This window comes from Streptomyces sp. TAA040 (assembly GCF_000424845.1).
Window position 1 is genome coordinate 425,086 of record NZ_AUKR01000001.1, and the last position, 21,977, is coordinate 447,062.

The 21,977-nt window shown below is 70.3% G+C and carries 28 protein-coding genes and 2 pseudogenes; 15 read left to right on the plus strand and 15 right to left on the minus strand.

All coding sequences use genetic code 11. The annotated features are described in order from the left end of the window. Window positions 1-9: 9 nt before the first annotated feature. The 3 genes from H300_RS32065 (at window position 10) to H300_RS0101935 (ending at window position 1,119) form a co-directional block, all read left to right on the plus strand. Window positions 10-126, plus strand: a complete 117-nt coding sequence (locus tag H300_RS32065; RefSeq protein WP_486583454.1) for an SGM_5486 family transporter-associated protein — start codon at window positions 10-12, stop codon at window positions 124-126. Between the two features lie 177 nt (window positions 127-303). Beyond that, window positions 304-513, plus strand: a complete 210-nt coding sequence (locus H300_RS24520; protein WP_037978804.1) for a hypothetical protein — start codon at window positions 304-306, stop codon at window positions 511-513. An 87-nt stretch (window positions 514-600) separates the two neighbouring features. Further along, entirely contained in the window at window positions 601-1,119 is a 519-nt protein-coding gene (locus H300_RS0101935; RefSeq protein ID WP_028426063.1) for a SixA phosphatase family protein, read from the plus strand. A 118-nt stretch (window positions 1,120-1,237) separates the two neighbouring features. Here H300_RS0101935 and serB read toward each other — a convergent pair whose 3' ends face one another. Next, window positions 1,238-2,479 (minus strand): phosphoserine phosphatase SerB, encoded by a 1,242-nt coding sequence (gene serB / locus H300_RS0101940; RefSeq protein ID WP_028426064.1) that lies wholly within the window; start codon window positions 2,477-2,479, stop codon window positions 1,238-1,240. 182 nt (window positions 2,480-2,661) lie between these two features. Between serB and H300_RS0101945 the strand changes: the two genes are divergently transcribed. Continuing rightward, entirely contained in the window at window positions 2,662-5,181 is a 2,520-nt protein-coding gene (locus tag H300_RS0101945) for an FHA domain-containing protein (protein WP_028426065.1), read from the plus strand. Window positions 5,182-5,222: 41 nt separating this feature from the next. Here H300_RS0101945 and H300_RS29065 read toward each other — a convergent pair whose 3' ends face one another. Next, on the minus strand, window positions 5,223-5,786 hold the full coding sequence (locus H300_RS29065) for an aggregation-promoting factor C-terminal-like domain-containing protein (RefSeq protein WP_051269304.1): 564 nt from the start codon (window positions 5,784-5,786) through the stop codon (window positions 5,223-5,225). Between the two features lie 426 nt (window positions 5,787-6,212). Here H300_RS29065 and H300_RS0101955 point away from each other — a divergent pair, with 426 nt between their 5' ends. The 4 genes from H300_RS0101955 to H300_RS0101970 all read left to right on the plus strand — a co-directional run bounded on the left by H300_RS0101955 (window position 6,213) and on the right by H300_RS0101970 (window position 8,896). Then, on the plus strand, window positions 6,213-7,364 hold the full coding sequence (locus tag H300_RS0101955; RefSeq protein ID WP_028426066.1) for a GAF domain-containing sensor histidine kinase: 1,152 nt from the start codon (window positions 6,213-6,215) through the stop codon (window positions 7,362-7,364). Beyond that, a complete protein-coding gene (locus H300_RS0101960; protein WP_028426067.1) occupies window positions 7,357-7,995 on the plus strand; it encodes a response regulator transcription factor in 639 nt (212 codons plus the stop codon). Before H300_RS0101955 ends, H300_RS0101960 begins: the two co-directional genes overlap by 8 nt. A 199-nt stretch (window positions 7,996-8,194) precedes the next feature. Further along, entirely contained in the window at window positions 8,195-8,440 is a 246-nt protein-coding gene (locus H300_RS0101965) for a chaplin (protein ID WP_028426068.1), read from the plus strand. 216 nt (window positions 8,441-8,656) lie between these two features. After that, window positions 8,657-8,896 (plus strand): chaplin, encoded by a 240-nt coding sequence (locus H300_RS0101970; protein WP_028426069.1) that lies wholly within the window; start codon window positions 8,657-8,659, stop codon window positions 8,894-8,896. A gap of 156 nt (window positions 8,897-9,052) precedes the next feature. On the opposite strand, the gene H300_RS0101975 is transcribed toward H300_RS0101970, so the two are convergent. Beyond that, entirely contained in the window at window positions 9,053-9,865 is an 813-nt protein-coding gene (locus H300_RS0101975; RefSeq protein WP_028426070.1) for a hypothetical protein, read from the minus strand. A gap of 263 nt (window positions 9,866-10,128) precedes the next feature. Here H300_RS0101975 and H300_RS0101980 point away from each other — a divergent pair, with 263 nt between their 5' ends. The 3 genes from H300_RS0101980 (at window position 10,129) to H300_RS0101990 (ending at window position 12,396) form a co-directional block, all read left to right on the plus strand. Next, window positions 10,129-10,920, plus strand: coding sequence for an ABC transporter ATP-binding protein (locus H300_RS0101980; RefSeq protein WP_037978907.1), 792 nt, complete (start codon window positions 10,129-10,131; stop codon window positions 10,918-10,920). 44 nt (window positions 10,921-10,964) lie between these two features. Then, window positions 10,965-11,396, plus strand: a complete 432-nt coding sequence (locus H300_RS0101985) for an NfeD family protein (RefSeq protein WP_028426072.1) — start codon at window positions 10,965-10,967, stop codon at window positions 11,394-11,396. Window positions 11,397-11,460: 64 nt separating this feature from the next. Next, window positions 11,461-12,396, plus strand: coding sequence for an SPFH domain-containing protein (locus H300_RS0101990; RefSeq protein ID WP_028426073.1), 936 nt, complete (start codon window positions 11,461-11,463; stop codon window positions 12,394-12,396). 107 nt (window positions 12,397-12,503) lie between these two features. Here the strand turns inward: H300_RS0101990 and H300_RS24530 are convergent. After that, window positions 12,504-12,863: pseudogene (locus tag H300_RS24530) on the minus strand (HNH endonuclease); the annotation flags it as partial. 3 nt (window positions 12,864-12,866) lie between these two features. Continuing rightward, window positions 12,867-13,406 carry a YbhB/YbcL family Raf kinase inhibitor-like protein gene (locus H300_RS0102000; protein ID WP_028426074.1) on the minus strand — a complete coding sequence of 180 codons (540 nt, stop codon included), beginning with the start codon at window positions 13,404-13,406 and terminating at the stop codon, window positions 12,867-12,869. 257 nt (window positions 13,407-13,663) lie between these two features. Here H300_RS0102000 and H300_RS32070 point away from each other — a divergent pair, with 257 nt between their 5' ends. Beyond that, window positions 13,664-13,882: a guanyl-specific ribonuclease gene (locus H300_RS32070; RefSeq protein ID WP_486583469.1), complete on the plus strand. Its 219-nt coding sequence runs from the start codon at window positions 13,664-13,666 to the stop codon at window positions 13,880-13,882. Between the two features lie 193 nt (window positions 13,883-14,075). Next, window positions 14,076-14,321, plus strand: coding sequence for a barstar family protein (locus tag H300_RS32075; RefSeq protein ID WP_486583470.1), 246 nt, complete (start codon window positions 14,076-14,078; stop codon window positions 14,319-14,321). On the opposite strand, the gene H300_RS0102010 is transcribed toward H300_RS32075, so the two are convergent. Beyond that, window positions 14,322-15,104 (minus strand): sporulation protein, encoded by a 783-nt coding sequence (locus H300_RS0102010; RefSeq protein WP_028426075.1) that lies wholly within the window; start codon window positions 15,102-15,104, stop codon window positions 14,322-14,324. 37 nt (window positions 15,105-15,141) lie between these two features. Here H300_RS0102010 and H300_RS29700 point away from each other — a divergent pair. Further along, window positions 15,142-15,403, plus strand: a pseudogene (locus tag H300_RS29700) (DNA-3-methyladenine glycosylase); the annotation flags it as partial. Window positions 15,404-15,417: 14 nt separating this feature from the next. Beyond that, complete coding sequence (locus tag H300_RS29705) at window positions 15,418-16,029, plus strand: DNA-3-methyladenine glycosylase (protein ID WP_078515636.1); 612 nt, start codon at window positions 15,418-15,420, stop codon at window positions 16,027-16,029. 232 nt (window positions 16,030-16,261) lie between these two features. Here H300_RS29705 and H300_RS0102015 read toward each other — a convergent pair whose 3' ends face one another. From H300_RS0102015 to H300_RS0102050, 9 genes are all read right to left on the minus strand, one after another. Beyond that, window positions 16,262-16,921: a hypothetical protein gene (locus H300_RS0102015; RefSeq protein WP_028426076.1), complete on the minus strand. Its 660-nt coding sequence runs from the start codon at window positions 16,919-16,921 to the stop codon at window positions 16,262-16,264. Window positions 16,922-17,023: 102 nt separating this feature from the next. Then, window positions 17,024-17,620, minus strand: a complete 597-nt coding sequence (locus H300_RS0102020; RefSeq protein ID WP_028426077.1) for a hypothetical protein — start codon at window positions 17,618-17,620, stop codon at window positions 17,024-17,026. 159 nt (window positions 17,621-17,779) lie between these two features. Then, on the minus strand, window positions 17,780-18,244 hold the full coding sequence (locus H300_RS29070; protein ID WP_051269310.1) for a hypothetical protein: 465 nt from the start codon (window positions 18,242-18,244) through the stop codon (window positions 17,780-17,782). A 450-nt stretch (window positions 18,245-18,694) separates the two neighbouring features. Beyond that, complete coding sequence (locus H300_RS0102030) at window positions 18,695-19,126, minus strand: hypothetical protein (protein ID WP_028426078.1); 432 nt, start codon at window positions 19,124-19,126, stop codon at window positions 18,695-18,697. A gap of 800 nt (window positions 19,127-19,926) precedes the next feature. Continuing rightward, window positions 19,927-20,130, minus strand: coding sequence for a hypothetical protein (locus H300_RS0102035; RefSeq protein WP_028426079.1), 204 nt, complete (start codon window positions 20,128-20,130; stop codon window positions 19,927-19,929). A 260-nt stretch (window positions 20,131-20,390) separates the two neighbouring features. After that, window positions 20,391-21,248: a hypothetical protein gene (locus H300_RS0102045; protein ID WP_028426080.1), complete on the minus strand. Its 858-nt coding sequence runs from the start codon at window positions 21,246-21,248 to the stop codon at window positions 20,391-20,393. Window positions 21,249-21,356: 108 nt separating this feature from the next. Beyond that, window positions 21,357-21,569, minus strand: a complete 213-nt coding sequence (locus H300_RS31350) for a hypothetical protein (protein WP_158678303.1) — start codon at window positions 21,567-21,569, stop codon at window positions 21,357-21,359. A gap of 23 nt (window positions 21,570-21,592) precedes the next feature. Continuing rightward, a complete protein-coding gene (locus H300_RS31355) occupies window positions 21,593-21,736 on the minus strand; it encodes a hypothetical protein (RefSeq protein WP_158678304.1) in 144 nt (47 codons plus the stop codon). After that, a partial coding sequence (locus H300_RS0102050; protein ID WP_028426081.1) for a transposase occupies window positions 21,733-21,977 on the minus strand: 245 nt, incomplete at its 5' end. The genes H300_RS31355 and H300_RS0102050, both read right to left, overlap by 4 nt.

Here is a 21,977-nt window from a genome sequence, read left to right on the forward strand (position 1 = left end):
ACTGGGAGTATGCCCGTGCTCGATCCTCACCCCGGCAACGGCCAGAAGAAGCTGCTGCTCGTCCTCGGCCTGATGCTCGGCATCTCGGTCCTGATCGGCGTTGTCGCGAGCATCGCCGCACCCTGACGTCCGCCGCCGTGTCCTGCTCCCGGTCGGCCCCCTCACCCGGTGGTGGCGCAGGTCCCACCTCCCCCTAGGGGGCAGGGTTCAGGGTCGAGTGGGTGGGCCACCGGATGGGCCCCGCCCCGCGTTTCCGTAGCTTCGAGGGAGACCACGAAGCTACGGCCGACGGAGGCGAAACCCATGACCGCCCGTGCGCGAAACGGCACCACCGCTGAGGTTGCCGGCGGCGACGGTACACGGCTGCGCTGGTGGGCACCGGTCGTCCCCGTGCTCGCCTTCCTGGCCCTGCTCACCCTGCTGACCAGCGGTGGCGAGGTGCAGGCGTCCGGCGGACTGGCGGCCGCCCCCGGTAGTCTCCTCCTCCATGTCTGGGAGCTGCTGCGCGGCTGACCTTTCGGCCGTCGGCACGGAGGGGCGGCTCGGGTGCCTTGTCAACACCCCGAGCCGCACGGCTCGTTTCGTGCGAAGCTGGGAGCCATGAGCGTCGATGTGCCCCGCAAAATGGTCCTGCTCCGACACGCCAAGGCAGACTGGCCCGAGGTGGCCGATCACGAGCGTCCCCTCGCGGAACGGGGGCGGAAGGACGCCCCCGTTGCCGGTGAATGGCTGGCAGCCCAGGGGATCAGTCCGGAACTCACTCTCTGCTCCACCGCGGTCCGCACCCGGGAGACCTGGAAGCTGACCGCCCCCCACCTGCCCAAGCGCCCGAAGACGGTGTACGAGGAGCGGATCTACAACGCGTCCCCCGGCGCACTGATCGCCGTGCTGAACGAGGTGTCGGACGAGATCGGAGACCTGCTCGTGGTGGGCCACAACCCCGGCATCCAGGGGCTGGCCGACGTGCTCACCGGCGAGGCGGACGAGGGCGTCCGAGCGCGCATGGCCGAGCGGGGCTTCCCCACCTCGGCCGTCGCGGTCCTCGACTTCAGCGGCTCCTGGAAGTCGCTGGAGCCCGGCGCCGCGAAGCTCGTCGACTACTGGGCGCCGCACGGCTGAGCGCGAGCCACCCCCCGGGGGCGATTCCGCGGACGCGAGTCGTGCCTCCCGGCGGGGCCCCGGCCCGCACACCGGGTCGCGTCCGCCGAGGCGTGTGCCCCTGCTCCCGGGCGTCGGCTCACTCCCGGGCGTCGGCCGCCTCGACCTCTTCCCTGGTCACGCCCAGCAGGTAGAGCACGGTGTCCAGGAACGGGACGTTGACCGCGGTATGCGCGGCCTGCCGGACCGTGGGCTTGGCGTTGAAGGCCACCCCGAGCCCCGCGGCGTTCAGCATGTCCAGGTCGTTCGCCCCGTCGCCGATCGCCACCGTCTGGGACAGCGGGACCCCGGCCTGCTCGGCGAACCTGCGCAGCAGCCGTGCCTTCCCGGCCCGGTCGACTATCTCGCCGGTCACGCGGCCGGTGAGCCGGCCGTCCTCGACCTCCAGCGTGTTGGCCGCGGCGAAGTCCAGGCCCAGCCGCTCCCGGAGGTCGTCGGTGACCTGTGTGAACCCGCCGGAGACGACCCCGACCTGGTAGCCGAGCCGCTTGAGCGTCCGCACCAGTGTCCGGGCACCCGGCGTGAGCCGGACCTCGGCCCGCACCTTGTCCACCACGGAGGCGTCCAGCCCGGCCAGCAGGGCCACCCGTGCGTGCAGCGACTCCTCGAAGTCCAGCTCGCCGCGCATGGCCGCCTCGGTGACCTCGGCGACGCGGTTCCCGCACCCGGCGTGCTCGGCGAACAGCTCGATGACCTCGTCCTGGATCAGGGTGGAGTCCACGTCCATCACCACCAGCCGCTGCGCTCGGCGCTGGAGGCCCGACGCGACGACCGCCACGTCCACGCCCAGGGCCGCCGCCTCGGTGGCCAGGGCGGTGCGCAGGGCGGCGGTCTCGGCGCCGGAGACCTCGAACTCCACCGCCGTGACCGGGTACTTCGCCAGCCGGAAGATGCGGTCGATGTTGCCGCCCGCTCCGGTGATCCGGGCGGTGATGGCCGCGGTGGAGGCCGAGCTGAGCGGCTGCCCCAGCACCGTCACGTGGGAACGGCCGCTGCCGCGGGGCCGGTTGTCGCCGCGGCCGGAGATGATCTCGGCCTCCAGCCGCATCGACTCGGCCCAGCTGTGCACGGTGGCCCGCAGCCCGCCCTCGGTGTTGCCGTTGCCGCTGCCGTCCGGCGCCGTGACCAGTGCGCACAGGGTGATCCGGCCACGGGTCAGCACCTGCTCGATGTCGACGACGTCCAGACCGTAGGCGGCCAGGGTGTCGAAGAGGCCTGCGGTGATCCCCGGGCGGTCCTTGCCGAAGATCTTCACGAGGAGAGTGGGCGCGTCCTCGTCGACGGAGCCGATCGGGGGCGGGGGAGTCAGAGGTGAGCTCATGATGGCACCACGATATCCGGCGCCGTGCCGCGGGCGTGCGGGGTGTCCGTTCCCCGGACGGGGCGCACAGGACCGTTCCTCCGGGGCGGTTTCCTGCGCGGGCTGGAAGCCTGGAATAGTTCCCCCACGATGTTCGCCGTCCTCAGACCCCCGTCGCCGGGGGTGGCTCGGGGGAAAACTTTGTGGGGCATGGAGTGTCGGAACACGCACTGGAACTGAACGGACAGACCTGGACGCTCGACCCGTCCCGGTCCTACACACTGGGCCGGAACCCCCAGGGCGACCTCGTCCTGGACGACGCACGGGTCTCCTGGCGCCACGCCACCGTCCGATGGGGCGGGCGGAGCTGGGTCATCGAGGACCACGGCAGCACCAACGGCACCTACGCACAGGGGCAGCGGGTCCAGCAGCTGGAGCTCGCTCCCGGCGTCGCCGTGCACCTCGGCAACGCCAACGACGGCCCCCGCCTGGTGCTCACGAGCACCGCCGCGGCCCGGCCGGAAGCGCCGCAGCACCAGCAGCACGATCAGCGGCAGCACCACCCGCGCCAGCAGCAGGAGCAGTACCGGCAGCAGCCGGAGCCCTACCAGCAGCAGTACCGGCCCGAGCCCGCGCGGCAGCAGGCCCGGGAGTCGCAGCCGGGAGCCGGCCGCCAGCAGGGCGGTCGGCCGGAGGGGCCGCAGGGACCTGCCGGCGACCGCAGCCCGACCACCTTCCACCAGCTCGCCCTCGGGCGGGTCATGCGCCTGGGCCGCGCGCTGGAGAACGAACTGGTGGTCTCCGATCTCCAGGTCTCGCGGCACCACGCGGAGTTCCTGGCCGGCCCCGACGGGCGCTGCGAGATCCACGACCTGGGCAGCCACAACGGCACCTACGTCAACGGTCGGCAGATGCCCCGGAACGGCCGGGTGCAGCTCGGCCCCCAGGACATCGTCGGTGTCGGCCATTCGACTTTCCGCCTGGTCGGGGACCGGCTGGAGGAGTTCGTCGACACCGGTGAGGTCTCGTTCGCCGCGCGCCACCTGACCGTCCAGGTGGACGGTGGCAAGACGATTCTCAACGACGTCTCCTTCGGAGTCCCCGAGAAGTCCGTGATCGCAGTGATCGGCCCCTCCGGGTCCGGCAAGTCGACGCTGCTCAAGGCACTCACCGGCTACCGCCCCGCCAACCAGGGCGAGGTCCTGTACGACGACCGCGACCTCTACACCCACTTCGCCGAGCTGCGCCACCGCATCGGACTGGTTCCGCAGGACGACATCCTGCACACCGCGCTGCCCGTCCGGAAGGCGCTCCGCTACGCGGCCAAGCTCCGGTTCCCCGGCGACGTCGCGGAGGCGGAGCGCAACGCCCGCGTCGAGGAGGTGCTGGCCGAGCTGAAGCTCGACCCGCACGCGGACAAGCGGATCACGGCGCTCTCCGGCGGGCAGCGCAAGCGGGTGTCGGTGGCACTGGAGCTGCTCACCAAGCCCTCGCTGATATTCCTGGACGAGCCCACCTCTGGCCTGGACCCGGGCATGGACCGCGACGTGATGCAGCTGCTGCGCGGACTCGCCGACGACGGGCGCACCGTCCTCGTGGTGACCCACTCGGTGGCCGAGCTGGCCCTGTGCGACAAGCTGCTGGTGCTGGCACCGGGCGGCGGCGTCGCGTACTTCGGACCGCCGGAGGAGGCGCTCAACTTCTTCGGATACGGCTCCTGGGCGGATGTCTTCTCCGCCTTCGAGAACTATCGGGAGTACGACTGGATGTCCCGCTGGCGGGGTTCGGAGCACTACCGGCTGTACGCCGCAGAGGTGGACGAGGCCGCTCCGCAGGCGGTCAGCATGCCCCCGCAGCAGAGCAAGCCCAGGCTGCAGAAACCGCAGAGCTGGGGCTCGCAGCTCTGGACCCTGATGCGCCGCTACGTCTCGGTCATCGCCTCGGACCGGGGCTTCCTCGGCCTGATGGTGATCCTGCCTGCCGTGCTGGGCACGGTCAGCGTGGTGATCCCCTCCGACAAGGGGCTCGCCTTCGGGGCCCCGCCCTCGTTCGCCAACCGGGACGCGACCACCATCCTGCTGATCCTGGTGGTCGGCATGTGCTTCGCCGCCGCGGCGAACTCCGTGCGTGAGCTGATCAAGGAACGGGTGATCTACGAACGCGAGCGGGCCACCGGCCTCTCCCGCTCGGCGTACCTGATGTCGAAGGTGCTCGTCCTCGGCCTGATCACCGCGTTCCAGGGAGTGATCCTCTGCGCGATCGGTTTCCTGCCGCGGGACATGCCCGCGGAGGGGTTGCTGCTGGAGGACACCCCCGCGGTGGAGATGACCCTGGTCGTCATCGCCCTGGGGCTCACCTCGATGATGGTCGGCCTGATCATCTCGGCGGTGGTCAAGACGGCGGAGAAGACGATGCCGCTTCTCGTGATGTTCTCCATCATCCAGGTCGTCTTCACCGGTGTGCTGTTCCAGATCCATGACAAGGCCGGGGTGGAGCAGCTCGCCTGGCTCATGCCCTCGCGTTGGGCGGTCGCCGGCATGGGCGACACCGCGCAGCTCAACGTGCTGCTGCCCTGGGACCGGAACAACCCCGACCCGCTGTGGGACCACGAGCTCGGCCAGTGGTTCATGAACGTCGGCGTCCTGCTCGCCATGGCCCTGGTCTGCGGTGTGGTCGTGGCGCGCTTCCTTCGGCGGCACGAGCCGGAGGTCATGCGCAAGTAGGCGCGCTGCCGCTCGTCAGCGGGCGGCCCGCTGACGAGCGGTCAGTACCAGTGGTGCTCCTGCCAGAAGGCCCAGGCTCCGCAGGCACTGCCGTAGCGGTCCTTCATGTACTCCGCGCCCCACTCGATCTGGGTCGCCGGGTTGGTGCGCCAGTCCTCGCCTGCCGCGGCCATTGTGGAGCCGGGCAGTGCCTGCACCAGCCCGTAGGCCCCGCTGGGGTTGCGCGCCTCGTGGTCCCAGCCGCTCTCGCGCTCCACGATGTTCGCGAAGCAGGCGTACTCGGCGCCGTCCCCGAGCAGGGCGCGGGCGGCCTCCTGCGGCGCTGTCGGCAGGGCCGTCCTGGCGTCCGAGCGGCTCGCCGCGTTGTCCTCGGTGCGCTCCCGGCTCTCCTCCGCCTGCGCGGCGTCCTGGTCCTCCAGACCCGCGGCGCTCCGTTCGGCGGTCTGCGCCGTGGTGGGGAGCGCGGGTGCCGAGCCCTGTGCCTGGACGGGTCCGGTGACGGGGGTCAGCGCCACGGCCAGGGTGCCCGCTGCCACGAGTCCGGTCGCCGTCTTCGTACGGCGGCCGTGCGGGCGGCGGGGGAGAACGGCGGAGGCAGCGGCCATGGGGGTTCAACCTTCCGGTCAGCTGGACGCGAACTGCCCGCGCCGCCGGACAGTGTGGGTGTCCGGTGCACAACCGGGCAAAGCTCCCTCCTCCTGCCCTCCCTAGTGGGAATGTACCGGACGTCCGGGTTCGCGGTGTCCATCCGCTGCTCGGGATGGGGGAGCCGCGCGGTTCGTGGACCAACCCCCTCAGCAAGTGATCTGCGTCCTATGCGCCGACTCACACCGCGTCGGCCGCTCCGTGACACGGAGTCACCGGCGCCGGGGTGCGGGTGACGCACCGTACGGGCAGCGGCCCGGCGTCGACGTCCCGCGACTCGCGGCCGTCCCCGGCGTTCGCGCCCCGCGGCCTACGTCCACGGGCCCGTACCGGCCCCGACCGGGGACTGGTGCCAGCGCCGCGTCCCCGCGCGTACCGTGGCCCGCATGGCCCTCCGAACCGGTCTGGCGACCGTCAGCGCAGCCCTCCTCGCCATGAACCGGCACCTGGAGGTCAGGGACGTCCTCCGGACGATTGTCCGCTCCGCCCGGGACCTCCTCGACGCCGAGTACGCCGCCCTGGGCGTTCCGGACGACCGCGGCGGCTTCGCCCGCTTCGAGGTCGACGGTGTCAGCGACGAGCAGTGGCGGGCCATCGGTCCGCTGCCCCGCCGGCACGGCATCCTGGGCGCGATGCTGGACGGCTCCGGACCGCAGCGGCTCGCCGACGTGCGGCGTGACCCGCGCTTCGAGGGCTGGCCCGCCGCCCACCCTGAGCTGTCCGACTTCCTCGGGATGCCGGTCGTGGACGGCGACGAGGTGCTCGGCGCGCTCTTCCTCGCCAACAAGCGCCGCCGCGGCCCGGACGCGCTCGCCGGCGGGGCCTGCGGTTTCACCGACGAGGACGAGGAACTGCTGAGCCTGCTGGCCGAGCACGCCGCGATCGCGCTGACCAACGCCGCGCTCTACGAACGGAGCCGGGAGCTCACCATCGCCGGTGAGCGCGCCAGGATCGCGCACGACCTGCACGACGCCGTTTCCCAGAAGCTCTTCTCGCTCCGGCTGACGGCCCGCGCGGCGGCGGAGCTGGTCGCGCGCGACCCGGACCGGGCCAGGAGTGAACTCCATGAGGTGGCCCGGCTCGCCGCCGACGCCGCGGAGGAGCTGCGGGCGGCCGTCGTGGAGCTCCGGCCCGCGGCCCTGGACGAGGACGGACTGGTCGCCACGCTGCGCACCCAGGTCCAGGTGCTCGACCGGGCCCACTCCGCCGAGGTGGCGTTCGAGAGCCGCGGGGTGCGCGCCCTGCCCGCGGCCCAGGAGGAGGCGTTGCTGCGGGTGGCGCAGGAGGCGCTGCACAACGCGCTGCGGCACGCGGACCCGACCCGGGTGGACGTGCTGCTCCACCGGCGCGGCAGCGGGGCGGTGCTGCGGGTCACCGACGACGGCCGGGGCTTCGACCCGGCGTCCGTGCGGCAGGCGGGACGCCACCTCGGACTCGTCTCCCTCCGCGACCGGGCGGCGTCGGTCGGCGGCGGACTCACCGTGCGGTCCGAGCCCGGCAAGGGCACCCTGATCGAGATGGAGGTGCCCGGTGGCTGACCGGATCCGTGTGCTGCTCGCCGACGACCACCAGGTCGTCCGGCGCGGGCTGCGCACCTTCCTGGAGGTGCAGGACGACATCGAGGTGGTGGGCGAGGCCGCCGACGGGGCCGAGGCGGTCGCCCGGGCCGAGGAGCTGCGGCCGCACGTGGTGCTGATGGACGTGAGGATGCCCGGCACCGACGGAGTCGAGGCACTGCGGACCCTGCACGGGCTGGGCAACCCCGCCCGGGTCCTGGTGGTCACCAGCTTCACCGAGCAGCGCACCGCCGTCCCCGCGCTGCGCGCCGGCGCCGCCGGGTACGTCTACAAGGATGTCGCCCCGGACGCGCTGGCCACCGCGATCAGGTCGGTCCACGCCGGGCACGTGCTGCTCCAGCCCGAGGTGGCGGCGGCGCTGCTGGCGGCGGAACGGCAGCAGGGCGGCGGCCGGGCCGGCTCGCTGACCGAGCGGGAGCGCGAGGTGCTCGGGCTGATCGCCGACGGGCGCTCCAATCGCGAGATCGCACGCGCCCTGGTGCTCTCGGAGAAGACCGTCAAGACGCATGTGTCGAACATCTTGATGAAGCTGGACCTCGCCGACCGCACCCAGGCCGCGCTCTGGGCGGTCAGACAGGGGTTGACCAGTTGATACCCGGGCGCACCCGGACCGCCGCGTTCGCGCCGGGTTGATACGGAGGGTCAGGTTCCGGGCCAGAATTTCATACCGTCGTGTGGTTGTAGGCCTATTGCCGCATCCCCGGCGACCCTCCGCGGTTACTCCTGGTGTGCCGCGGCGACAGGTCGCGGCGTTGGCAAGGAGGGTCAAGAAAGTGAAGAACCTGAAGAACCTGAAGAACCTGAAGAGGGCCACGGCCATCACGATGGCAGCCGGCGGGCTCGTCGCCGCCGGTGCCGGTGTCGCCGCTGCGACCGGCGGCGCCCACGCCGGCGGTGCCGCGACCCACTCGCCCGGCGTCGGTTCCGGCAACCAGGTCCAGGTCCCGGTGCACGTCCCGGTGAACGCCTGCGGCAACACCGTCTCCGTGATCGGCGCGCTGAACCCCGCCTTCGGCAACTTCTGCCTCAACAAGTGAGCGCACCGGCACGGCACCCCTGCCGTGCCGGTGCGGCCCCCGGGCTCACGGCCCGGGGGCCGCACCCCGCCCATCGCCCTGCCCGTACCCGGGCGCGCACTGCTCCGAACGAGGGGTGCGGCCGCGCCGGGCGTGTCATCGGGGACCGCGTCGCGTTGCTCAGTGCGCGACCCCGCGGTTGGAGTCGCTGATCGTAACCAGGAGGAGTCACTACCCATGAACGCTGCCAAGAAGGCCGCCTTCGCAGTCGCCGCCGCCGGTGTCGCCGTCGGCGCCTCGGCCGGTGCCGTATGCGCCGACTCGCACGCCGGCGGCGTGGCCGCCCACTCCCCGGGTGTGGCCTCCGGCAACCTCGCCGAGGTCCCCGTGCACATCCCCGTCAACGCGGTCGGCAACACCGCCACCGTCATCGGCGGGCTGAACCCGGCCTTCGGCAATCAGGGCGTCAACGGCTGAGCCGTTCCCGGCACCCGCCACGGCCCTCCCGGCCCCTGCCGGGCGGCCCGGCGCCGAGAAGGCCCTGCACCATGCCTGGCGAAACCATCCGGCAGGCCGCACGGGTTCTTCCTCCGCTCGGGGCGAGGCCCGGCGGACCCCCTCTGGCACCTCCCGTCAGGCACGGCGCCGGTCCAGCTCCTCCGCGTAGGCGTTGTAGGCGGCCACCTGCGCCCGCCGGGCCGTCCGCTCCACCGGACGCAGCAACTCCGCCCGCACGGCCATCTGCGAGGCACTCACCGCCGCCCCCTGCTCGGGCTCGCGGGCGATGTCCACCAGCGCCGCCACCCGCTGGGCCAGCTCCAGCACCCGTACCGCCCGGGGCGGGCAACCGGGGGCGAGCAACTCGCGCCCCGCTTCGGCCCGCGCCTGGTAGGCGGCCAGCGCCGCCCCCGCCACCGGCCCGGAACCCGCCACGTCCAGTCGGGTCAGGGCCTCGGTCGCGTCGCGCAACGCCTCGGTCAGTTCCCGCTCGGCCTCGCCCAGCGTCGGCACGTCTGCCGGCGGCGCCACCCGGATCGGGAGGCACTCCCAGCGCACCGAGACGTGCGCGTCACCGGCGGGGCCCCGGGTCCGCACCTCGGGCACCAGCCCCACCCCGGCGCCTGGCGCCAGCACCGCCTCGCACGCCTCCAGCGCCCGCGCGTTGAACTCCGGCGGACCCGAGAGCCCCAGCGGATGACCGGGGACGGGCAGGGCGACGCGCAGGCCCGCCGCTCCGGCGTCCCGGGCGCCGCTCGGCACCCGGGCCCGCAACCTGCCCAGCGCGAGCGACAGGCCGACCTCCGACTCCTCTCCCGGCAGACCGGCAACCCGGTGTACGGCGTCGGGGCCGACGACGCGTGCCACCGCCTCGTCCGGGGAGACCTCACCGGCGAACAGGGCGTTTCCCCAGGCGGCCAGCCGCCCGGAACGGGATTCCTCCAGCATCCCCCCACTCTAGAAGCTGCCGCGGCCCGCTCCCCGGCGAGGTCGGGCCGGAACCTCGACCGGGTGTCCGCGGCCCCGGCCGTGCGGCGGCCCTCGCGAGCACGGCGCCGACCGCCGTACGGTGGAGAGCGGTGGGGGGAGGCCCCGGCTAGTTCCGCCGGGCAAGCCTGGCGGGAACCGGCCCGGAGCGGTGGCGTAGGTTTTCCCTGGGGTCTGTGCCCACAGGCACACACGAAAGCGACTGCATGGGAGACAACGCGCTCATGAGCGATGTACTGGAGCTGGTGGACGTATCAGTGGTCCGCGACGGCCGGGCTCTGGTGGACGACGTCTCCTGGTCGGTCAAGGAGGGCGAGCGCTGGATCATCCTGGGGCCCAACGGCGCGGGCAAGACCACGTTGCTCAACCTGGCCTCCAGCTACCTCTTCCCCAGCAGCGGCAGGGTCAGCATCCTCGGCGACCGGCTCGGCGGAGTGGACGTCTTCGAACTCCGCCCCCGTATCGGCATGTCGGGCAGCGGGCTGTCGGACAAGCTCCCACGCAGCCAGACCGTCCTCCAGACGGTGCTGACCGCCGCCTACGGCATGACCGCGGGCTGGCGCGAGGAGTACGACGAGGTGGACGAGAACCGGGCGCGCGCCTTCCTCGACCGGCTCGGCATGAGCGACTACCTCGACCGTCGCTTCGGCACCCTCTCCGAGGGCGAGCGCAAGCGGACCCAGATCGCCCGCGCCATGATGACCGACCCCGAACTGCTCCTGCTCGACGAGCCGGCGGCCGGACTCGACCTCGGCGGACGCGAGGACCTGGTCCGGCGGCTGGGCCGCCTCGCCAGGGACCCGTACGCCCCGTCCATGATCATGGTCACCCACCACGTCGAGGAGATCGCTCCGGGCTTTACGCACGTCCTGATGGTGCGCCAGGGCAAGGTGCTCACCGCCGGGCCGCTGGAGACCGAGATGAACAGCAGCAACCTCTCCAAGTGCTTCGGGCTGCCCCTCGTCGTCGAACAACGCGGCGACCGCTGGGCGGCCCACGGACTGCCGCTGGGCTGATCCGTTCCGTCCTGCCCTGTCGCACAGCGCTCCGGCCGCCTACCATGGGTGAGGTGGACGCTTGGGTGTGGTGGCTGATGGCCGCCGTAGGGCTCGGAATCCCGCTCGTGCTGACCGCGATGCCCGAATTCGGCATGCTCGCGGTCGGTGCCGTCGCAGGGGCGCTCACCGCCGGACTCGGCGGGGGAGTGGTGGCGCAGGTGGTGGTCTTCGCCGTGGTCTCCGCCGCGCTGATCGTCGTCGTCCGCCCCCTCGCGAAACGCATGCGCGCGGAGCGTCCCGAACTCGCCAGCGGGGTCGACGCCCTGAAAGGGCAGCACGCCTTCGTCCTGGAGCGTGTGGATCTGCACGGAGGCCGGGTCAAGATCGGTGGTGAGGTCTGGACGGCCCGCTCCCTCGACGCCGGCGAGGCCTACGAACCCGGCAGCCGGGTGGACGTCGTGGAGATCGACGGAGCCACCGCTGTCGTGATGTGATAGCCCGCGACAACCGATCGGTCACAGCCCGTAGAGCCACCCGAGAACCCAGGGGGAAGACGCGATGGACGCCGTCATCATCGTGCTGATCATCCTGGTGGTGCTGGTCTTCATCGCACTCATCAAGACGATTCAGGTCATTCCGCAGGCCAGCGCCGCCATCGTGGAGCGCTTCGGCCGCTACACCCGCACACTCAACGCGGGCCTCAACATCGTGGTGCCGTTCATCGACACCATCCGCAACCGGGTGGACCTCCGGGAGCAGGTCGTCCCCTTCCCCCCGCAGCCGGTGATCACCCAGGACAACCTCGTCGTCAACATCGACACGGTCATTTACTACCAGGTCACCGACGCCCGCGCCGCCACCTACGAGGTGGCGAGCTACATCCAGGCCATCGAGCAGCTCACCGTCACAACCCTCCGCAACATCATCGGCGGCATGGACCTGGAACGGACGCTGACCTCCCGCGAGGAGATCAACGCCGCGCTGCGCGGGGTGCTCGACGAAGCGACCGGCAAGTGGGGCATCCGGGTCAACCGCGTCGAGCTGAAGGCGATCGAGCCGCCGACCTCCATCCAGGACTCGATGGAGAAGCAGATGCGCGCCGACCGCGACAAGCGCGCCGCGATCCTCCAGGCCGAAGGTGTCCGGCAGTCGGAGATCCTCCAGGCGGAGGGGCACAAGCAGTCCGAGATCCTCCGGGCCGAGGGAGACGCCAAGGCCGCCGCCCTGCGAGCCGAGGGCGAGGCCCAGGCCATCCGCACGGTCTTCGAGTCCATCCACGCCGGTGACCCGGACCAGAAGCTGCTCTCCTACCAGTACCTCCAGATGCTGCCGAAGATCGCCGAGGGCGACGCCAACAAGCTCTGGATCGTGCCCAGCGAGATCGGCGACGCGCTCAAGGGGCTGGGCGGCGCGCTGGACGGGTTCCGCGGCGGCGGCAGCGGCGGCCCCAGCGTGACCAAGCCGACCGCCACCGAACGCCCGCCGATCGACTGACTTGCGCGTCCGACCACCGGATCGGCGCAGACCGCAAAGCGAAGCGCCCGCCCAACCCCTCGGGGTTGGGCGGGCGCTTCGCTTTCCCACGGTGCCGGCCGCCGGGATCAGACCGCGGCGGGGGCGACGGGCCAGGCGGCAGCCGCCTCGCCGGCGGGGAGCCCGAGCGCCAGCAGCAGCGCGTCCGCGGGGGTCGGCTCGAAGGGCTGGGTGAGCAGCCGCATCCCGGCCTGTGCGGGTGTCCGGTCCGCCTTGCGCTGGTTGTCCTCGGAACAGGCCGCGACGGTGTTCAGCCAGGTGTCGCCGCCGCCGCGGGACCTGGGCAGCAGGTGGTCGACCGTGGTCGCACGCCGTCCGCAGTACGCGCACCGGTGTCGGTCGCGCACCAGCACACCGCGCCGCGACCACGGTGCCCGTTGTCGGAACGGCACGCGCACGTAGCGCCTCAACCGGATCACCCGCGGTACATGTCAGGCGGAGCCGGGCACCTCGTACTCGCCGATCAGCTGGGCCCTGGCGATGGCCTTGAACCGCAGGTTGAAGCCGACCGCCGCCGGGGTCGCGTCGGCGTCGGGACCGAGCGCGTCCTCGCCGACGGCGAACACCGTGAAAACGTACCGGTGCGGACCATCCCCGGGAGGCGGCGCGGCTCCGGTGAAGTCCCGGGTCCCGGCGTCGTTGCGCACCTGGACAGCGCCCGGCGGCAGACCGGCGAAGTCGCCGGTCCCGGCGCCGGCGGGCAGCTCGGTCACCGAGGCGGGGATGTCGAACACGCTCCAGTGCCAGAAGCCGCTCCCAGTGGGCGCGTCCGGATCGAAGCAACTGACGGCGAAGCTCTTCGTCGCGGGCGGAAAGCCCTCCCATCGCAGGTGCGGCGAGGTGTTCCCGGTCGCCTGCACCTGGGCGTCCTTCAGACCGGCTCCGTCGGTGACGTCCTCGCTGACGACCGTGAACGACGGCACCGGCGGATGGAAGTCATGGGGGAGCGGCGGACGCGTCTGCTCGGTCACGGACGGAACCTCCTGATCGTGCGGATCGCTTTCCGGGCCAGCCTAACCAGCAGGCGTCCCGGGCGCTGCGAGCATGACCGGGTGCTCCGCAAGTTCCTGCTCGTCCTCCTCACGACCCTGCCGCTGCTGCTGGGCGGCTGTGCCGACGGTCGGCCGTCGGCACCGGGCGGCTCGGCTCCGCACTTGCCTCGCCGGACGAGCCGGCGCCGGCGCACTCCGCGGAGCTGCCGCCGGAGGCCAGGCGCACACTCCGGCTCATCGAGGAGGGCCCGTTCCCTTATCACAAGGACGGGTCTGTCTTCGGCAACTTCGAAAGACTTCTGCCACGGCAGCCTCGTGGGTACTACCGCGAGTACACCGTCCCCGCCCCGGACTCCCCGGGCCGCGGGGCACGCCGCATCGTCGCGGGTGACGGCGGGGAGCAGTACTGGGCCGAAGACCACTGCGAGAGCTTCAAGGCGGTGGTGAACCGATGACCAGTTCCGACCGTATCCCCGAACTCCTGGCGGGCGACCTGCCCGGAGTCCTCGACGGATCCGTGCCGCCGGGCGTGCACCGTGCGGCCCCGGTTGACCCGACGGAGGTGCGTGCACTCCTCGCGGACGCGGCGGGCACCGGTAGGCGGAACCTGCTGGTCGATCCAGCGGAGTCGGCGGCAGGGCCGCCTTCCTGGACCGCTGTGGGGAGGCGCTCGACCTCCCCGAGTGGTCGGGACGCAACTGGGATGCCCTGGCCGACTGCCTGACCGACCTCTCGTGGTGGGGGGAGTGGCGGAGCTGCCTGCTCGTCCTCCCGCGCTGGGACGACTTCGCCGGGGCGGCTCCCGCGGACGCGGTGACGGCCGCGGAGGTCCTCTCCGCGGCCGTCGGCTACCGGTCCGGGCGGAGCAACCCGATGACAGTGCTCCTGTGCTGATCAGAACCAGTTGCGGCGGCCGCCCACCTCGGCCAGCCACTGGTTGAGGTAGGCGGACCAGTCGGTTCCGTCGAAGTCGGCCAGGTCGACCTGGAAGCAGCGGAAGGAGTCGCTGCCGCCGGTGAACAGCCCGGGCTTCTTGTCCATCTCCATGACCACGTCCATCATGGTGCCGTCGGCGATGAACGTGAGCTCGACCTCGTTCAGCCCGCGGTACTGCGCGGGAGCGAAGAACTCGATCTCCTGGTAGAAGGGCAGCCGCTGCCGGGTGCCGTGCACCTGCCCGCGCTCCATGTCGGCCTTCTTGAAGCGGAACCCCAGGGCGCCGAACGCCTCCAGCAGGGTCTGCTGCGCCGGCAGCGGGTGGACGTTGACCGGGTCGAGGTCGGTGGAGTCCAGCGCCCGTGCGATGTCCAGCTCGGTGCTGACACCGATGTGGGTGCCCGCCAGCGGCTGCCCGAGGAACATCGTCACCGGCGTCTCCCACGGGACGCTCAGGCCGAACGGCACCACGTGGGCGGCACCGGGCTGGAGCTCGAACTCTCCGCCGAGCCGCTCCCGGTGGAACTCCATGTTCTGCAGGCGCTCGCCGTCCTGAGTCTCCACCTCGACCTTGGCCTCGAGGCCCACCGAGAGCCCCTGGATGCGCTGGGCCACGGACCCGCCCTCGATCCTGACCTCGCCGTGCACCACCCCGCCGGGCAGCACGTTCGGTTCGCTCAGCACGGTCTCCACCGATGCCCCGCCGATCCCCACACTCGCGAACAGCTTCTTGATGGCCATCTCGTCCTTCCCCGATGCTCGACTAGGATCGAGCCACATGATTGCTGGCCGTGACGGTACTGCGTTGCCGCGGACCTTCTTCGACCGACCCGTGCTCGATGTTGCTGCGGACCTGCTCGGCCGCGTCCTGGTGAGGACCACCGAGGACGGGCCGATCGCTCTGCGACTGACCGAGGTCGAGGCGTACGCGGGGGAACGGGACCCCGGTTCGCACGCCTTCCGCGGGCGCACCGACCGGAACTCTTCCATGTTCGGCCCCCCCCCCGGGCCACGCGTACGTCTACTTCACCTACGGAATGTCAAGTCGGTCAGCATGAACCTTCCCCTTCCCGATCTGAGTCGCCCCGTAGAGAAAGTGGCCCCCGACCTGCTCGGATGCCCACTCCGTACGCGGACCGACCGGGGTGAAGTTGTGGCGCGCATCACAGAGGTGGAGGCGTACGAGGGGGAGGCTGATCCTGCCTCGCACGCCTACCGAGGACGCACCGAACGCAACGCCGTGATGTTCGGCCCGGCAGGGCACCTCTACGTCTACCGCTCTCACGGTCTCCACTGGTGCGCCAACGTCGCCACGGGGACAGACGGCGTCGCCTCGGGTGTCCTCCTCCGTGCGGGCGAGGTTGTCGAGGGGGAAGACCTGGCACGCGAGCGGCGAGGAGCGAAGGTTGAGAGCGCACGACTTGCCCGAGGCCCAGGGAACTTCTGCCAGGCACTCGGCATCACGTCAGAGCAGGGTGGAACCGACGTAGTGGCGGGTACCTCGGTCACTCTGTCCAGGGGTGAGCGGGTACCTGCTGAGCTCATCCGTGTTGGTCCTCGGGTAGGGGTGAGCAAGGCCCACGACTGGCATCGCCGCTTCTACCTTGCCGGTGATCCAACGGTCTCGGCGTACCGGCTGAGCCCGAGAGCCAAGCCGTCCGGCTGAGCCGTCGAGCCGCTGTATGCCTCGCTCGCGGCCTGCCAGTGCGTCGGCGAGGAGTTTGGGCCCGAGGCTGCATGATCGCTTGCGAGCGTGGCGCGTGGCGCGTCCCTGGCCGGTCGGGTGGCTGACGACGTGCGGCCGGTCGGCCGGGAGGGGTGGGGAGTGACCCCCTGGGAGCGTTCTTCCCGACCGCTACGTCTTACCGGCCGGGATCTTGCCACGGTTTCAGGGTCGATCAGCGGAAGAGTCCACCGCCGGGGAGGACCGCCAACGCGTTGTCCAGGACGGCTCTCCCGAGCGTCCTCGCTCGTACGCTGGGCGGTTCCGTCACCTCCACCACGTCGACCAGCGGAAAGCTGGTGCACTGAGTGGGCTGGCGGTCGCCGTCGACGAGGACCGTGATTGTCACGGTCTGCCCCTTGCGTAGCAGGGTCGGCTTGAGTTCAATGCCGCCGACCAGAGGTCCAGTGGGCATCGCTCCGTTGTCGGCGTAAGTGTCGATCAACTGACTCAGGTCCGCAGTCGGCGTCGAACCGTATTCCAGAGTGACGAGAACGGGGGCTCCGAACGAGAACCGCAACGGCGCCCCCTCGTGAAACATGGCTGCCGTGATGTCGTGCTTGCCAAGGTTGGTGATCACGAGGTCGACGATGCGCGGCTTCTCCAGCTGAGTGTTGCCGAGTTGTACCGTGAGCGGGCCACTTCCCCCCGCGTAACGTGACTCAGCGAACAGCGGGGTGTTGGACTGCTCCCACCAACCGACCTTGCGCTTGGGGTTACTGGCCTTGAGCGTGGCCCACGCGCTCAGCCAACCGAGCAGTACGGCAACGATGGCAGAGACGATGATTGCCCACACGTTTACGTTCTGCCACCACTGCCCCGCAAGTGTCTCCATGCCCTGAAAATACCTGAGCCGTGAAGCCCGCAAGTCCCGTGCTCAAGCCCCTGCTTGGTCAGGTCGCATGTCGTCGCGCAGGGAGACGCAAGCGCACGCACGTCAGGCGGACTTGTCCTCATCCGTGAACGCCCCGGTCTCGTAGCGCGCCATCGCCTCGCGGCGCTCCTTTGCGTACTGGGCTTCAATCGCCCTGGCCGTGATGCCCATGCTCGCCATGAGGGGGTCCAGGACCTGCTTGCTGAAGCATTCATCGGTCTGGGTGAAGAGCCGACAGTCCGCCTTCAGGTCCGCGCACAGCTTGACTCGGCCAGCCTCGGAGATGATGTCTGGGATGCGCTCGCGCCAGAAGTTGTGAACCAGGAAGTTGCGCCGCTTCAGGCTGCTCGTGAGGTCGTCGATGACCTCCGGGTGGGCGCTGGTGTGAGCCTCGGCGCGCTTGATGAGCTTGCCCATCATGTCCTTGAAGCCCTGAGTCCAGGGGTCGCGGATGAGCTGTTCTCCTTGCTCCCTCGCTGTAATGATCTTCGTGAAGGCGAGAAGGTTGACGAGGGAGTGTTCGAGGACGTTGGCTTTGTAGATGGCCAGTCCGAAGAGGGCGTACACGGTCTTCTCGTCCGTGCCGTTGTCGTACTCGTCGTCCGGCTCCGGTTCCTGATGCCAGGTTGGCAGGTGTCTGACCACATGCAGTTCGTCCATCCCTCCAGTGTGGCGACAAGGCGAGCCAACTCGTACTGAATTTTTGTGACTTGGTTACCGGTCTGCGTCAGCCGGCCGATCTGCGGGGCGGGGGAGCCTGACCTCGGAACTGAAGCCAGGCACCGAACCATCGCCCCGAGAATGCGGGGTCCGGTCGACTCAAGCGCCCATTGCCTCGACGATGGCGGCGCCCAGGGGGACGCCGGTACGGCGCTGCGCCTGCCAGGCGTCGAACTTGCGATGGCACGACCTTGCCAACGATGCGTAGTGGTCAGGGCTGACGGAGTACAGGCGGCCGGTCTCGTCGACCTTCGCCGCCGGATCGGTCCCGAGGTACGCCCAGTCAGTGGCCTGTCGGCCACAGCCGCAAGCACACTTCCACTCGGCGGCCTTGCCGTGCTCGCGAGTCACGCGGTTGTGGGCACCGACGTACGAGACGTCGTCGCCCTTCCAGGGGCGCGAGGAGTGGGAGCGCAACGGCTTGTCGGCCTGAGGGTCGCCGTGCAAGCGGACACGCTGACCGTGCGCCAGGCAGAGGCCGCGCACACGGTGCGGACGGCCGCACGACTTGATGCCGCAGAGCTTGCGTCCATCGGCGGCGATGATCGGGGAGTAGTTGTTCATGGGGTGGATTACCTCCGTGGGTAGGGCCGCCTGTCAGCGGCGTACGACGAGTACGCGGCGGCGAAGGGATGCAGGTGGTGCACTGCGAGCCGGAGGCTCCGACAGGAGCCGACAGGCGGCAGTCCTCGAAGAGCGCAAGGCGTCTTCGGGAAGTGGGGCCTACGGCCCCAGGGAGCAGAGCGGCAAGTCGTCTTCGGTTGGTGGCCGCTACGCGGCCCACTCGGAAGAGATCTCTTCGCCGCTGCCTCTACGGGAAGTGGCCGCGTACGCGGCCCATGAGCTGAGCGACTGCGCCTGTGCCGGACTCCGTCCGGCGATGGCCGAAGACGACGAGCGGCTTACGCGGCAGTGAGGCGGAGGCGAAGCCGACGACGAAGCCGTGTTCTCTACTCTGGCCAAAAGTTCTCGGCGTGCGAGGGGCTCATACTCTGGCCAAAACTTCGAGCTCGGTCAGGCGGCCTCGTTGAGCCAGTCATCAACGTCGATCCAGCCCAGCCACTCTGTGGCCCGCTCTCCGGGTTCCAGGCTGAACGTCGTCTTCGCCCCGCGCTTGGCGCCGACCGTTTCGACCGACAGCCACCCGGCCTCGACAAGCACCTGAACGCCTCGCTCGGTGTACGCGCGCTCTCGACCGGCGCTGTCCCGGACGCCCACGGCGTCCGCCAGGGAGCGCCACGGCACGGTCACTCGGGAGTCCTCGCCACAGAGCCGGGCAAGCTGCTTCGCTACCAGTTGGCCGCTACGAGGAACACACTGGATCACGTCGGCGTACCACCGAGACGCCTGCCCGGTCGGCGGGTAGTGCTCGGCCGCCAGGGCGTACCCGCGCTTCCTCAGCTTGGCTCGGCTCTCCTCGATCTTGGGGAACAGGTCTTCCAGCATCGGCTACCGCACCGGCCGAGCAAGCTGCCAAGTGTCGTAACCGAGGCGCCGGAGGAACCCCGCCTCTTGCAGGGAGCGAAGCCCAGACTCGAACTCGGCTGCGGGTATGGAGCACTTCCGGGCCAGCTTCCGAGGGGAGGGCCGGAACGGCTCGCTCGCGGGGAGCGTGAGGTACTGAGATGCGTAGCCGACCCAGGAAGGAGCGGCGGGGTTGTTGGTCATGGGCACGGGTGTGCAACCTCCCTCAAGAGGCCGAGGACAGCGCGTAGCTACGCCTCGGCGCGGTGATGGTTGGTCGCGTGTCCGTTCACGCTCGGGGTGCCCTCGGCTTCCCCTGGGATTCCCTCGGAGTCCCGGCCTCTCTCGGAGTGGCCAGCTCTACCGCCGCTGAACGGCGGGAGCTACGGTCTCGCCCCCTCGAAGGGGGCAGGGAGAGGGTTCTACCCTCTCGGGTGGTCATCCGTCAAGTTCGGCCACGCGTAGCTACGCCTCGGCGATGTGGTGTTGATGACTGAGCAGGGTGCGCCAGCAGGCCCTTTCCCAAAGACGGGGAAACGGCCGGCTGGCAGGTCCGGGAAGGTTGGTCAGACGCTGTGAGACCCGATGAGCTCGGCGACCTCGACGAGCAGCCAGGCCGGTACGCCCGAGCCGGAGACAGGGCAGTATCGGCCGTCTGCTGTGTGACGGAAGAGGAGTCGCCCGGTACCTACCGGCAGCTCGACGATGGTGCCGACTGGCAGGTGGGACAGCTCGGGCGCCGTTGTCTTGCGGACGTCGAGATGCGTCGTACGGCTGATGTCTCACACCCCCTGCGGCTGTCGGATGCGTGTGTGACCGGTCGCCACAAGGGGCGTTCCGGCAGGCATCTTCAGGTAGGACAGGTAGAGGTCGAGCGCCTGTGTGACGACCTCGGCTGTCGTCGTACTGCCGGTCATGCGCTGGATCTCTGCGAGCTGCTCGCGCGTTACGTCGGTGTGGCGGACGGAGATCGTTGTCTTACTCATGCTGGTGGGTTCCTCCTGAGGGCATGACGAAGGGGCGCCCCGTGTGACGGGGGCGCCTCCGTATTGGTCGAGCTTGGTCAGCCGGTCTTACGTGCCGGTGCCGGTGCTCCCGGTGTGACGAGCAGATCGGTGACGGTACGGACGAGTGTGACGATGACGAACACGGGGTGCCTCCTGTGTCTGACAGCCCTTGAGCGGGCCGTTCAGCACCGCCCCCGGCGCGTAAGGCCAGGGGCGACACTCAGCGGCCGATCAGAGGCTCATCGATACAGGCTCGTGAAGACGTCCATGCCGCTCTGCGGACCGGCGGACAGCGTGTTTCGCCTCGACGCGAACCAGTCGTCACGCCGAGCCTTCAGCTCGGGGTCGACGTTCGGGTCCTCGATCTGCTTCACGGTGAAGCGGACCTCATCCCTTTCCAAGCCGTCCCCCACGCTCCGCATGAGGACGTTCAAGGAGTCGGGGTTGCGGACCTCTCCGCCAACCTTCCGCAGCGCCCGGACGACGCGCTCAGGGACGATGTCGCGGTGCTCGGGGCGTCGGTACAGGGTGAGGGTGACGTCTGCGCTGTACGTGACGCCAGGGAACATCGTGCGGCGCTTGTACTGCCGGTCGTCGTACGTGCCGTCCCAGGAGCTTTCCGACTGGCTGACGATCAGGACCGGAGCGTCGGCCTCGGTCGGCACGAGGGCACGCACGTCGGCGAAGGTCGAGAACACCTGAGCGGCGGGGAAGGTGTTCGCCTCCAGGAGAGCGGACGCCACCGCCTTCGCCACCTTCTTGTCGGACGGGGGAAGGGCGCGCTCGGCGCGCTGGATGCGCGGGTCCTCGCCGTCAGGGTCGCGCTTGTCGACGTGTCGGTTGGCGAGGAGCTTTGCGCGCTCCTCGGCGGCCAGTGCCTCGGCGAACTCGGCCGGGGTCGCTGTCTCGATGCCTCGGGCGAAGCGGGCCCTCATGCCCTGCACCACGCCGGTCGCCTCGTAGTAGGCATCGTTCCAACGCTCGATCGAATCCTTCAGCTCTTCGAGAGCCTCGCGTGCAGCGGTCGCCTTGATCAGCGCCTCGCGGTCGGCGTTCTCGATCGCGTCGGCGAAGGTCAAGGTCTTCTTGGTAGCCATCTGTGTTCGTGTCTCCTTGGTTCGATGTGCTTGGACATGCAGAAACCCCCCGGCATCGGGCCAGAGGGCGTGTGGTTCAGGGGTGGGTCGTGGTTGGCCGGCTCGGGGTCAGTGGCGACGTCTGCGCCAAGCGGCGTAAGCCGCGCTCCAGTCGTCCCAGTGCTCATAGATGTGCTCGGTGTTGAGGGCCAGCACGGGGCGACGCTCAGGATCGTGGTCCCAGGCTTCGGGCAACTTGCCCTCGTGGCGGCAGTGGAGCAGGAAGGTCCGCAGGAGCGGACGGCTCACGCCGAGCCATGAGGCGGCTCGGGTGCTTCCCACCCAGTGGCCGGTAGAGCGTCGGTTCACCGGGCACGCTCAGCCGCAAGGCGCATGACATCGGCCTCGTTGTAGAAGACCGAGCTGCCGAGCTTCATGGACTCGATCGGCTCAGTGCCGTTGGCTCGCCAGTTGCGAATACTGGCTCTCCTGCCGTATGTGTGGGTCACTCTGTGGCGGGTTGGCGGCCGGGGAGGGGGGGGTTGTCACCGGCGAGGGTGAGCATGACGAGGGCGATGATGGCGTCTGCGGTGTGGAAGCCGAAGCCGCGGCGGATGATCAGGCGGGTCTTGGTGTTCGTGGACTCGATCAGGCCGTTGCTCATGCCGGTGGTCAAGGCGGCACGGATGGCGTCGTGGTGGCGGATGCGGCGTTGGAGGTCGACGAAGCTGTCGATGCGGCAGCGGCGGG

Coding starts and splice junctions, on each gene's coding strand:
- H300_RS32065 (WP_486583454.1), top strand. CDS start 10: ATGCCCGTGCTCGATCCTCACCCCGGCAACGGCCAGAAGAAGCTGCTG.
- H300_RS24520 (WP_037978804.1), top strand. CDS start 304: ATGACCGCCCGTGCGCGAAACGGCACCACCGCTGAGGTTGCCGGCGGC.
- H300_RS0101935 (WP_028426063.1), top strand. CDS start 601: ATGAGCGTCGATGTGCCCCGCAAAATGGTCCTGCTCCGACACGCCAAG.
- serB (WP_028426064.1), bottom strand. CDS start 2,479: ATGAGCTCACCTCTGACTCCCCCGCCCCCGATCGGCTCCGTCGACGAG.
- H300_RS29065 (WP_051269304.1), bottom strand. CDS start 5,786: ATGGCCGCTGCCTCCGCCGTTCTCCCCCGCCGCCCGCACGGCCGCCGT.
- H300_RS0101955 (WP_028426066.1), top strand. CDS start 6,213: ATGGCCCTCCGAACCGGTCTGGCGACCGTCAGCGCAGCCCTCCTCGCC.
- H300_RS0101970 (WP_028426069.1), top strand. CDS start 8,657: ATGAACGCTGCCAAGAAGGCCGCCTTCGCAGTCGCCGCCGCCGGTGTC.
- H300_RS0101975 (WP_028426070.1), bottom strand. CDS start 9,865: ATGCTGGAGGAATCCCGTTCCGGGCGGCTGGCCGCCTGGGGAAACGCC.
- H300_RS0101980 (WP_037978907.1), top strand. CDS start 10,129: ATGAGCGATGTACTGGAGCTGGTGGACGTATCAGTGGTCCGCGACGGC.
- H300_RS0101985 (WP_028426072.1), top strand. CDS start 10,965: ATGGGTGAGGTGGACGCTTGGGTGTGGTGGCTGATGGCCGCCGTAGGG.
- H300_RS0101990 (WP_028426073.1), top strand. CDS start 11,461: ATGGACGCCGTCATCATCGTGCTGATCATCCTGGTGGTGCTGGTCTTC.
- H300_RS0102010 (WP_028426075.1), bottom strand. CDS start 15,104: ATGGCCATCAAGAAGCTGTTCGCGAGTGTGGGGATCGGCGGGGCATCG.
- H300_RS29705 (WP_078515636.1), top strand. CDS start 15,418: ATGAACCTTCCCCTTCCCGATCTGAGTCGCCCCGTAGAGAAAGTGGCC.
- H300_RS0102015 (WP_028426076.1), bottom strand. CDS start 16,921: ATGGAGACACTTGCGGGGCAGTGGTGGCAGAACGTAAACGTGTGGGCA.
- H300_RS0102020 (WP_028426077.1), bottom strand. CDS start 17,620: ATGGACGAACTGCATGTGGTCAGACACCTGCCAACCTGGCATCAGGAA.
- H300_RS29070 (WP_051269310.1), bottom strand. CDS start 18,244: ATGAACAACTACTCCCCGATCATCGCCGCCGATGGACGCAAGCTCTGC.
- H300_RS0102030 (WP_028426078.1), bottom strand. CDS start 19,126: ATGCTGGAAGACCTGTTCCCCAAGATCGAGGAGAGCCGAGCCAAGCTG.
- H300_RS0102035 (WP_028426079.1), bottom strand. CDS start 20,130: ATGAGTAAGACAACGATCTCCGTCCGCCACACCGACGTAACGCGCGAG.
- H300_RS0102045 (WP_028426080.1), bottom strand. CDS start 21,248: ATGGCTACCAAGAAGACCTTGACCTTCGCCGACGCGATCGAGAACGCC.